The sequence below is a fragment of the Microbispora sp. NBC_01389 genome, assembly GCF_045040095.1.
GTDB lineage: Bacteria > Actinomycetota > Actinomycetes > Streptosporangiales > Streptosporangiaceae > Microbispora.
Genome location: NZ_CP109552.1, coordinates 1,752,854 through 1,764,899 on the forward strand (window position 1 = coordinate 1,752,854; position 12,046 = coordinate 1,764,899).

Here is a 12,046-nt window from a genome sequence, read left to right on the forward strand (position 1 = left end):
AAGGGCGTTCCCGCGCCCTTCGCCGGCCGCCGGAGGTAGTCACCATGGATTTCCCCCAGTCACGATCTCGCGGCCTCCGCCGCCGGACCGCCGTCACCACCCTCGCCGCCCTCGCCGCCACCTTCCTGTACGCCCAGCCGGTGGCGGCCGCCGGTGACCGCTGGGATCCCCCGGATCCACAGCGGGACCACCTGGTGGAGGGGACGCCCGTCCCGGTGAAGGGCGGGGAGCCCGACCCCGCCGAACGCGGCGCGTTGAAGGCCCCGCCCACGGTGGTGTGGCCGCGGGCGGGCAGCGCGACGGCCGACCTCTCCGCGCTCGCCGGAAAGCTGGCCGCACAGAACCCGGCCACGCAGAACCCGGCCGCCGTCCGGGCAGCGGGGGCTCCGGACGCGCGGCCGGCTCTCGTCCAGTTGTCCGGCCTGCCGGTGCGAATCGGGTCCGGCTCCGGGTCCGGGCCCGGCGCCGAGGCCGCGCGGGCGGCCGCCGCCCAGCAGTCCTCCGCCCAGCCGTCCGCGGCGACGCCGGGGAAGGTCCGGGTGGACCTGCTGGACCCGGTCGCCTCGTCCCTGCCCGGTGACACCGGGGTGCGGCTGCGGGTGACCCGTGCCGACGGCGCCGCGCAGGCCGCGCCGGTCACGCTTGAGCTGGACTACTCCGGGTTCCGCGGCGCCTACGGCGGCGACTGGGCGGCCCGGCTGCGCCTGGTGGAACTGCCCGCCTGCGCCGCCACCACCCTTGTCACCACCCCTGCCACCGCCCCTGCCACCACCCTGGCCACCGGCCTGGCCGCTCCCCCGGTCGCCGGGACGGGCGACTGCCCCGCTCCGCGGCCGGTGCCGGGGACGAACGACGTCGCGCGGGGCACGCTCACCGCCGAGGTCGGCGCGGCGCCCGCCACATCGTCCGCACCCGCCACATCGTCCGCACCCGCAGCGTCGTCCGCGCCCGCCGCCGGAATCGGCGCGGCGGCCGGCGCGGCGGCCGGCGCGGCGGCCTCGGGCTCCGGGCTCTACGCGCTGGCGGCCGGCCCCTCGGGCGGCACCGGCGACTACACCGCCACGCCGCTCTCCCCCAGCGCCGACTGGGAGGTGAGCCTGCAGTCGGGCGACTTCTCCTGGTCCTACCCGATGCGGGTGCCGCCGTCGCTGGGCGGGCCGGCGCCGGAGCTCACCCTGGCGTACTCGTCCAGCGGCGTCGACGGGCGCACCGCGTCGACGAACAACCAGCCGAGCTGGGTGGGCGAGGGCTTCGACCTCAACCCCGGCGGCTTCGTCGAGCGCAAGTACAAGCCCTGCGCGGACGACGGCGTCACCCCCAAGAACGGCGAGCTGTGCTGGGGCGGCGACAACGCGGTCGTGGTGCTCGGCGGCGGGGCCAACGAGCTCGTCCACGACGCGGCCACCGGCGCGTGGCGGCTGAAGAACGACGACGGGTCCCGGGTGGAGAAGCTGACCGGCGCCGTGAACGGGGACGACGGCGACGGCGACGGCGGCAAGGGCGAGCACTGGAAGATCACGCAGCCCGACGGCACCCAGTTCTTCTTCGGACTGGGCCGGCTGCCCGGCTGGACCACCGGCAAGCAGGAGACGGGGTCCACGTGGACGGCGCCGGTGTACGGCGACGACTCGGGCGAGCCCTGCCACAAGACGGCCTACACCGACTCGTGGTGCCAGCAGGCCTACCGCTGGAACCTCGACCACGTGATCGACAGCCACGGCAACACGATGAGCTTCTTCTACACCAAGGAGACCAACCACTACGGGCGCAACATGAAGGCCGCCGACGGGACGCCGTACACGCCGGGCGGTTACCTGGAGCGCATCGAGTACGGCCAGCGCGCCGGGCAGGTCTACGCCAAGCCTCCCGTCGGGAAGGTCCTGTTCTCGGTGGACGAGCGGTGCGTCCGCACCTCCACGTTCGACTGCGCGCCCGCCAAGCTCACCAAGGCCAACGCCGCCTACTGGCCCGACGTGCCGGCCGACCTGCTGTGCGCCGCCGGCGCCAGCTGCGCCAACCACGCGCCGGTCTTCTTCACCCGCAAGCGGCTGACCGCGGTGACCACCCAGGTGCTCAAGGACGGCGCGCTGACCGACGTCGACACCTGGACGCTGACCCAGTCCTTCCCCAAGCCCGGTGACAACATGAGCGCCGCGCTCTGGCTGGCGCGGATCCAGCACACCGGCAAGGTGGGCGGCACCCTCAGCACGCCGCCGGTCGACTTCGACGGCGTGGAGATGCCGAACCGGGTCGACGCGCTCGAAGGCGTCGCGCCGATGATGAAGTGGCGCATCCGCAGCGTGAACAACGAGACCGGCGGGCGGCTCACGGTCGTCTACTCCGACCCCCAGTGCACCCGCGCCACGCTGCCCCAGCCGCACGCCAACGGCAAGCGGTGTTATCCGATGTTCTGGACCCCCGAGGGCGCGTCCGCCCCCGGCATCGACTGGTTCCACCGGTACGTCACCGTGCAGACGCAGGAGGTCGACCTCACCGGCGGCGCGCCGATGGTCCGCACCGACTACGTCTACAAGGGCGAGCCGGCGTGGGCGTACGACGACCTGGAGCTCGCCCCGGCCTCCCGCCGCACCTGGTCCGCGTGGCGCGGCTACGAGAAGGTGCAGGTCGTCAAGGGCGAGGCCACCGACCGCCGGACGGCCGTCGAGCACCTGTTCTTCCGCGGGCTGGACGGCGACAAACAGCCGAGCGGCACCCGGAGCGTCCAGGTAACCGACTCCGAGGGCGCGAAGGTCACCGACCACTGGAGGCTGCAGGGCTTCGAGCGCGAGACCCGGCAACTGGACGGGCCGGACGGCGCGGAGATGTCCGCGACCGTCAACGACCCCTGGCTGCAGGGGCCCAACGCGACCGAGGGCGCCGACCAGGCCTACCGCCTCTCGGTGGCCAAGGTGCGCGGCCGCAGCAAGCTCAGCACCGGCGCGGTCCGCCGGACCGAGACCCGCAACTCCTTCGACGCGTACGGCTCGCTGACCTCGGTCGACGACCTGGGCGACACCGGGACCACCAGCGACGACCAGTGCCTCCGCAACACCTACGCCCGCAACACCGGCGCGTGGATCCTCAACGCGGTGGTCCGGAGCGAGAAGGTCGCGGTCGCCTGCGACACCACCCCCCGGCGGCCGGACGACGTCCTCGATGACGTCCGGACGTACTACGACGGCGGAGCCTACGGCGCCGCGCCCACCAAGGGCGACGTGACGAAGACCGAGGACCTGCGCGGCTACGCGAACGGCCAGCCGGTCTACCAGCAGGCGGCGCGGGTCGTGTACGACGCGTACGGACGGAAGACCGAAAGCTACGACGCGGCCGACGCGAAGACCACCATGTCGTATACTCCGGCGGCCGACGCCCCGCCGGTCAGGACGGTCCTCACCAACCCGCTCGGCCACGCCGAGACCACCGCCCTGCGTCCCGAGTGGAGCGTGACGGCCGCCCAGGACGACCCGAACGGCCGGCACACCGAGCTGGCCTACGACCCGCTCGGACGGCTGACCAAGGTGTGGCTGCCGGACCGGCCCACCGGTCAGAGCCCGAGCCAGGAGTTCACCTACACGATCCAGCAGGACGCGCCAGTGGCCGTCGCCACGAAGACCCTCGACAACGACGGCGGCTACGCCGTCTCCTACGAGATCTACGACGGGCTGCTGCGCTCGCGGCAGAACCAGCAGCCGGCGCACGGCGGCGGGCGCCTGCTCAGCGACACCGTCTACAACACCCTCGGGCAGGTCGCGAAGGTCAACGACGTGTACGCCAACGCCGACGCCCCCGGCCCGCGCATCCTCGGCGTGGCCGACAGCGCGGTCCCGGCGCAGACGGTCTACGCCTACGACGGGCTGGGCCGCACCACCGCCGAGATCTTCAGGGTGATGGGCGACGAGAAGTGGCGGACCACGACCGCCTACAACGGCGAGCGGGTGGACGTCGATCCGCCGACGGGCTCGACCCCCACGACCACGATCACCGACGCCCGGGGCCGGACCGTGGAGCTGCGCCAGTACAAGGGCCCGTCGCCGGCCGGGGCGTACGACACCACCAGGTACGGATACAGCCGCGGCGGGGAGCAGGACACGGTCACCGACCCCGCGGGCAACGTGTGGCGCACCACCCGCGACCTGCGCGGCCGGGTGGTCAGCACCGAGGACCCCGACCGGGGCGCGACGACCTACACCTACGACGACCTGGACCGGATGACGACGAGCACCGACGCCCAGAACCGGACGCTGGCGTTCGAGTACGACGTGCTCGGCCGGCGCACCGCCGTACACGCCGGGACGACGACGCAGGCCCCGGCGATCGCGTCGTGGACGTACGACGCGCTCCCCGACGGCACCTCCGTCAAGGGCCTGCCGGTCTCCGCCACCCGGTGGGACGGGACGAACGCCTACACCACGCGGATCGACTCCTACGACACCTCCTACCGCGCGACCTCGACCAGCTACGTCATCCCCGGGTCGGAGGGCGGGCTCGCCGGGACCTACACCTTCAAGACCCGCTACAACCCCGACGGCACGGTCCAGTCGGTCACGCATCCGGGGGCCGGGAACCTGCCCGCCGAGACGGTGCGCACCACCTACACCGACCAGGCGATGCCGCTGCAGACCCGCAGCGGTCTCGGGACGTACGTCAACGACACGCTGTACGCCAAGAGCGGCGAGACGCTGCAGGAACGCTGGGGTGAGGACGGTCACCAGGTCCTGAACGACTACACCTACGAGGAGGGCACCCGCCGGCTGCTGCGCCGGATCACCGACCGGCAGACCGACGCGAAGGTGCGGCAGGCCGATCTCAACTACGAACACGACGAGTCGGGCAACCTCACCCGGATCGCCGACACGCCTCCCGCGAGCAACGCCGCGTCCGACATCCAGTGCTTCCGGTACGACCACCTGCGGCGGCTGTCGCACGCCTGGACCACCACCGGCGCCTGCGCCACCACTCCGGACGCGAACGGCGGCGTCACACCGAGCGGGGTCGGCGGCGCCACGCCGTACTGGAACTCCTACACCTACGACCCGACGGGCGCGCGGGAGACGGAGACCCGGCACGCCGTGAACGGGGCCACCGGCGACACCGTGCGGACCTACTCCTATCCCGCCGCCGGACAGCCCCAGGCACACGCCCCGAAGCAGGTGAGCACGGCGGGTCCGGGAGTCAACCGGATCGACGCCTACTCCTACGACAGAACCGGCAACACCACCACGCGCCGGATCGGCTCCGCCGAGCAGACGCTGGAGTGGGACGCCGAGGGTCACCTCGCGAAGGTGACCGAGGCGGGCAGGACCACCTCGTTCGTGTACGACGCCGAGGGCAACCGGCTCATCCGGCGCGACCCCTCGGGGACGGTGCTCTACCTCGGCACGATGGAGGTGCGCGTCGGCGCCGGCTCGAACGTGCGGACCGCGACCCGCTACTACACCCACGGCGACCGGACGGTCGCGGTCAGGAGCGACGACCAGCGGCTCACCTGGCTCGTCTCCGACCACCACGGCACGGCCGACCTGGCGATCGACGCGGCCTCCCTGGACGTGACCAGGCGGCGGTTCGACCCCTTCGGCGATCCACGGGGCGACCAGCCCGGTTCCTGGCCGTCGGAGCGGGCCTTCGTCGGCGGCACCGCCGATCCCTCCACCGGCCTCGTCCATCTCGGCGCGCGCGAGTACCTGCCGAGCGAGGGACGGTTCCTGTCGGTGGACCCGGTGTTCGACTCCAACGAGCCGCAGAAGCTCAACGGGTACACGTACGCCGGCAACAACCCGGTCACCCAGAGCGACCCGGACGGCGACGACTGGGGCTGCTGGGGTCTGTGCGGATTCGTCATCGCTTTCGGCAGGGCTCTCTCCAAGGTGTTCCACTCGGTCGGGAACTTCTTCCGGGACGCGTGGCACCGCTTCGTCGACGTCCAGAGAAGGCTGGTCGAGCGGGCCCGCGAGGCGGCCCGGCGAATGGCGGAGGAGGCGCGCAGGCGCGCGGCGGAGGCGCGCAGGAAGGCCGAGGAGGCGCGCAGGAAGGCCCAGCAGGCCAGGGAGCGGGCCCAGCGGGCGGTGCGGAAACAGACCGCGCGTGCCTGCCGGCTGCTGTTCGCCGGGTGCGACGTCCGGCCCACGCTGAACCGGAGCGGCCTCGGCAAACCCTTCAGCTGCGACAGCTTCCCCAATGCCGCCGGGTGCCGGGAGAGCCTGCGCAAGACCAACCAGTCCCTGCACGAGCACGTGAAGATCGCGATCGGTGTCTGTGACGGCGTGTGCGCGACGCTGAGCTACCAGCACGGCACGCTGATGCTCACGACCGGCCCGGGAGCCCTCGGAGCCGGCGGGTCCGTCCAGTGGGCGTCGGCGCCGCCCGAGGAACAGGGCCCCGTCGGCGGCGCGGTGTGCGGCGCGGTCGGCATCCCGGTCGGCCCCTGCTACAGCGGTGGTCCCAGGGTCGACGCGAACGGCAGATGGATCGGATACCAGGACGCCAAGGGGATCGGCTTCGCCGAGGGCGAGGTCGAGCCCGCCGTGGAGTACACCGTCGCGACCTGGAAGATCAGCAAGGGCCGGTCCGGGTTTACCGGGCTTACGGATCCGCTGCCGCCACAGCTGCGCGACCCGATTTGCAAGGCCTGGTGGGCGTGGCACTGTTAGATCTCCCCAACCGCGACGACGAACCGAGGAGACAGATGAGCAGGATACGCAAGGCGGTGCTGGCGGCCGTCGCGACGGCGGCGCTGCTCGGCGGCTTCGCGGCCCCGGCCGCGGCGTACGAGAACCCCTGCAAGTTCGGGCCGTACGGATGTGACAGTCACTGGATGGACCGGGGCGAGCCCGGCGGTGGCGGCAACTGACGGATCTCCGGCCGGCGCGCCCGCCTCACCCCGGCGGGCGCGCCGGCCCTTTCGTGCCGTCGAGGTCCCGCAGTGCGCGGGTCGCCCGGTCGTGCCAGAGCGGCAGCCCGATCTCCTCGAACGCCGCGGCCGCCCGGCTCAGCAGCGACGCCGCGAGGGGCAGATCATCACGCAGGGCGGCGATCCGCCCGGTGGTCAGCCGCGCACGGGCGGCCACGAACGGCTCGCCGACCTCTCCGGCGAGCCGGAGCGCCGACTCCAGCAGTTCGGCGGCGCCGTCGAGGTCCCCCGCCAGCAGCCGCGCCTCCCCGCCGCCGAGCAGCGCGTGGGCCTCGCCGATCCGGTCCCCGGCGGCCCGGGCGGCCGCGCCCACCTGCCGGTAGGCCGCCTCGGCCGCCGCCGCCCGTTCCTCCCGCAGCAGCAGTGCGCCCATCCGGTTGAGGATCTGGGCGGTTCCCCGCAGGTCGCCCAGCTCGTGGTAGACGGCCAGCGCGGTCTCCAGGAGCGGGCCCGCCTCCCCGGTCCGGTCGTGCTCGATGTGGATCTGGGCGATGCTGCCGAGCACATGTGCCTCGGCGTGCCGGTCGCCGACCTCGCGCAGCATCGAAAGCGCCCGCCCGTAGCTGGCGAGCGCGCCGTCGCCGCGCCCCTCCACCCGCTCGATCAGCGCGGCGTTGCGGATCGTCAGCGCCTGGCCGTGCCGGTCGCCCACCTGCTCGAAGAGCCGCAGCGCGGCGTCGAAGTGCGGGCGCGCGCCGGCGTAGCGCTGCCGGAACACAGCCAGCGTGCCAAGCGAGTAACGCATCGCCGCCTCGCCGCGGGCGTCGCCCGCCTCCCGCGCCGCCGCCAGCGCGGTCTCCGAGGTGCTCCGCCAGTCGTCGAACAGCCCCTGCGCCTCGAACAGGGTGACCGCCGTCATCGCCAGGTCCCAGCAGGTCTCGCTCAGCCCGAGGCGGGCCGCGTGCCGCACCGCCGCCACCAGCCCGGCGCGCTCGCTGCGCAGCCAGCCGGCCGGGTCGGCGAGCAGCCGCCGGACCGCCGCCGGACCGCAGTCCCACCGTGGGCCGTTCCCGTGCAGCACCGTGTAGTCGCCGCCGTACTGCAGCCGGTGCGCCTGCTCGGCGAGCCGGAGATATCCCCCGGCCAGCCGGGACAGCGCCGCGCCGGCGACCTCCGGCGGGTCCTCGGCCGCGCCGCGCTCCCGGGCGTGCAGCCGTACCAGGTCGTGGAGGCGGTAGCGCGGCTCGCCGATCGGGTCGAGCCCGGCGTACTCGACGAGCCGGGCCTCCACGAGGCCTTCCAGCACGTCCTCGGCATCGCGGGGCGCGGCGTCCAGGAGCGCCGCGGCGACCCAGCCGGCGAAGTCCTGGGTCTCCAGCAGCCCGAGACGGCGGAGAAGCGCGCGGCTCGGCCCGGCCAGCCCGGAGTAGCCGAGGGCGAGGCTGGCCCGCACCGACAGGGGCCCGTGGGTGAGCTCGTCGAGCCGGTCGTGCTCACCGGCCAGCCGGGCGACCAGCCGTTCGACGCTCCAGTGCGGCCGGGCGGCGAGCCGCGCCCCGGCGATCCTGAGCGCGAGGGGGAGCCGCCCGCACAGCTCGGCCAGGCGCTCGGTGGCGGGGAGATCGGCGTCGTCTCCGGTCCGGCCGCTGATGGCGTTCAGCAGGTCGACGGCCGCGGCGTCGCCGAGGACGCCGAGCGCGATCCGGTGGGCCCCCGGCAGCGCGGTCAGCGCGGCGCGGCTCGTCACGAGCACCGCGCACCCGCTCCCGGCGGGGAAAAGGGGCTCGACCTGCGCCTCGTCGGCCGCGTCGTCCAGCACCACGAGGACCCGCCGCCCGGACAGGCGGACGCGGAAGGCCTCGGCCCGCTCGTCGAGACCGTCGGGGATCGCCGTGGCCGGCATGCCGAGGACACGCAGGAACCGGCCCAGCGCGTGCGACGGATCGACCGGTCTCGCCCTCCCGCCGTGCAGGTTCACGTACAGCTGGCCGTCCGGGAAGTGGTCGCGGGCCTCGTGCGCGGCCTGTACGGCCAGAGCGGTCTTGCCCGTGCCCGGCATGCCGGAGATCGCGCACCTGACCGGTCCGGTGGGCGGGCGTTCCCGCAGGACGGTGGCGATCAGGCGCAGTTCCTCGTCGCGCCCGGTGAGGTCGCCGAGTTGCGGCGGGAGCAGGCAGGGCGCGGCCCCCGGCGGCGCGGGCGGCGCGGGCGCCGTCTCCCGGCCGGGGACGGCCGGGCCGATCTCCCTGTCTCCGCGCAGGATCGCCTGGTGGAGGGCGCGCAGCTGCGGCCCGGGTTCGAGCCCCAGCTCCCCGACCAGGGCGGCGCGGGTCCGCCGGTAGAGCTCCAGCGCGTCCGTGCGCTGCCCCGTGTGGTGCAGCGCCGCCATCAGCCGGGCCACGGCCGGCTCCGCCAGCGGGTTCTCGTCCACTATCGCGACCAGCTCGTGGACGACCCGGGCGTGTCTGCCCAGGGCCATGTCGGCGTCGATGCGCTCGGTCAGCGCCCATCTGCGCTGCTGCTCCAGCCGTTCGGCCTCCTCGGCCAGAGGGGCCAGGTCGTCCAGGCCGGTGAAGGCGCGGCCCCGCCACAGCGCGAGCGCCCGGTCCAGCAGGACGGCGGCCTCCTCCGTGCTGCCGCGGCCGTCCCCCCGGCTGTCTCCCCGGCTGTCTCCCCGGCTGTCACGGCGGCGCAGCGCCTGCCCGGCCCGTTCGACCAGGGCGGCGAACTCCCAGGAGTCCACCTCCGAGGGTTGCGCGACCAGGGAGTAGCCCGAGCGGCCGTACTGGATCCGGCCGGGATCGTCGAGCGTCCTGCGCAACCGGTGCACGATCACCTGCAGGTTCTTGCCCGACTGCGAGCCGGGCCGCCCCGCCCAGAGGACGTCGGCCAGCCTGTCGGCCGGCACCGGACGGCCCTCGGCGCAGATGAGCAGGGCCAGCAACTGCCCCTGGCGCCGTGACGGCAGCGACACCACCCGGTCACCGACGACGATCTCCATGTCGCCGAGCACCTGGAATCTCATGTCGCTCCCGAATGCCGAGGGGCGCCAGAGGTCGTGCCCCAGTCATGCCCCGGGATGGTACGGCCGGACGTCGCGGTGAGGATAACCCGGACGGTCTTCCCCTATGGGATGTTTCAGTCAGGGTCAAAGGGGTGCGCGCCGGCGGGCTGCCCGGCCAGAGGCGGTGATCCGGCCGGCGGCGCCGGTGTCTCTCCCCGCAACACGAACGAGCGGGTCCGGCCGGGAGTCGTGCTCCCGGCCGGACCCGCTCGGTCCGGCTGTTCGTTTCGTTCTCAGTGGGTCACGGGCTGGTGCAGGTGATGGCGGGGGTGGCCGCGGTGCCGTTGGCGGTGAAGCCGAAGGTGGTGGATCCACCGGCCGCGATGGAGCCGTTGTAGTCGGCGTTGCGGACCGTCACGTTGGAACCGGACACGGTCTGCGTGCCGCTCCACAGGCTGCTGAAGCTCTGCCCGCCCGGCCAGGTCCACTTCACGGTCCAGCCGTTGACCGGCGCGCTGCCCGCGCGGACCGTGACCTCGGACTGGAAACCGCCCGGCCAGCTGCTGATGGTCGCGATCGTCGCCGAGCAGGCCCCGGACGGCGTCTGCGAAGGCGACTGGGACGGCGACTGGGACGGTGACTGCGACGGGGACTGAGAGGGCGACTGGGACGGTGACTGCGACGGGGACTGCGACGGCGAGGGGCTGGGTGAGACGCTGGGGGCCGCGTTGAGGGCGTTGAGGACCGAGGTGTAGGCGGCCTTCTTGTTGCCGTTGCCGTCGAACAGCAGCGGGGTGTCACCCGACCGCCACGAGTCGCTGTCGCGCACGCCCCACGTGGTGATGCCCACGCAGCGCGACACCGCCAGGCAGTCGTTGACCACGTTGGCGTAGGTCGTGGCCGAGGCGCCCTGGATGTCCAGCTCCGTGATCGCCACGTCGACGCCGAGGGCGGCGAAGCTGGAGATCGTGGTGCGGTAGTTGCTGTTGTACGGGCTGCCGCTGTTGAAGTGCGACTGCAGGCCGACGCAGTCGATCGGCACGCCGCGCGACTTGAAGTCCTTGACCATGTTGTAGACGCCCTGCGTCTTGGCCCAGGTCCAGTTGTCGATGTTGTAGTCGTTGTAGCAGAGCTTGGCGGCCGGGTCGGCGGCCCGCGCGGTGCGGAAGGCCACCTCGATCCAGTCGTTGCCGGTCTGCTGCAGGTTGGAGTTGCGGCGTCCGCCGTTGCTGTCGTCGAACGCCTCGTTGACGACGTCCCAGTAGGCGATCTTGCCCTTGTAGTGGGCCATGACCCCGTTGATGTGGTCGATCATCGCCTGACGGAGCGAGCTGCCCGACAGCGACTGCATCCAGCCCGGCTGCTGGGAGTGCCAGGCCAGCGTGTGCCCGCGCACCTGCTTGCCGTTCTGCACCGCCCAGTTGTAGATCCGGTCGGCGTTGGTGAAGTTGAACTGACCGCGGTTCGGCTCGGTCGCGTCGATCTTCATCTCGTTCTCGGCCGTGACCATGTTGAACTCGCGATTCGCGATGGTCGTGTAGGCCGAGTCGCCGAGCTTGCCGGCGGCGATCGCGGTGCCGAAGTAGCGGCCGCTCTGCGCCGCCGCCGCGCCCAGCGTGCTGGCCGCAGCGTCGGCGGGGCCGGAAGCCGCCGCGAACGCCGTGACCGCGCCGAGCACACCGAGGGCACCGACGGCCAGAGCCCGGCGCAGTCCTGTGACGGACTGCCGGGTTCCGGGCCGGGAATTGGCGCGTACGCCCATGCCTGAGCCTCCAAAACTGAAACGGAAGGGAGTACTGCGGCGACATGCCGCGCGGGATGGACGCCGGCCCCATCGCCGGGAACGCCCACCCGTCAGGCGTCGCGAAACGGCGGCCCCCTGCCTGCGCACCACCACCGGACAGGAGGGCCGCCTCGGGACCTCAGTGTGGAAACCTCGCCGAAACATGTCAAGGCTGGGGTGAAACTTTCGGAGACAGGCCGTCGTCAGATTGCCGGCCTACCCCCGTATACGGCCTGCCCAGAGCCATGGAAATTTTCGATCCGGTCGCCCTGCCCAAGAGGCGCGAATCGCTGAAAATTACATCACCGGCCCCGCCGGAGCAGTGCGCCCGGGCGACCCTGGCGGCGTCCTCCCGACCACTCCGCCCACGACGTACGAAGGCCTCCGGTACGGCGGCGTGCGCCGTGCCGGA

4 protein-coding genes are annotated in these 12,046 nt (G+C 73.0%); 2 read left to right on the forward strand and 2 right to left on the reverse strand.

From position 1 onward, the window contains the following. Positions 1-44: 44 nt before the first annotated feature. Both OG344_RS07755 and OG344_RS07760 read left to right on the forward strand, forming a co-directional pair. Positions 45-6,647, forward strand: coding sequence for an RHS repeat domain-containing protein (locus OG344_RS07755; protein WP_405087622.1), 6,603 nt, complete (start codon positions 45-47; stop codon positions 6,645-6,647). 35 nt (positions 6,648-6,682) lie between these two features. Continuing rightward, positions 6,683-6,847 (forward strand): hypothetical protein, encoded by a 165-nt coding sequence (locus OG344_RS07760; protein WP_405087623.1) that lies wholly within the window; start codon positions 6,683-6,685, stop codon positions 6,845-6,847. A gap of 25 nt (positions 6,848-6,872) precedes the next feature. Here the strand turns inward: OG344_RS07760 and OG344_RS07765 are convergent, their stop codons facing one another. Together OG344_RS07765 and OG344_RS07770 are read right to left on the reverse strand one after the other, a co-directional pair. After that, complete coding sequence (locus tag OG344_RS07765) at positions 6,873-9,872, reverse strand: AfsR/SARP family transcriptional regulator (protein ID WP_405087624.1); 3,000 nt, start codon at positions 9,870-9,872, stop codon at positions 6,873-6,875. Positions 9,873-10,152: 280 nt separating this feature from the next. Further along, positions 10,153-11,613 carry an endo-1,4-beta-xylanase gene (locus OG344_RS07770; protein ID WP_405087625.1) on the reverse strand — a complete coding sequence of 487 codons (1,461 nt, stop codon included), beginning with the start codon at positions 11,611-11,613 and terminating at the stop codon, positions 10,153-10,155. Between the last annotated feature and the right edge of the window lie 433 nt (positions 11,614-12,046).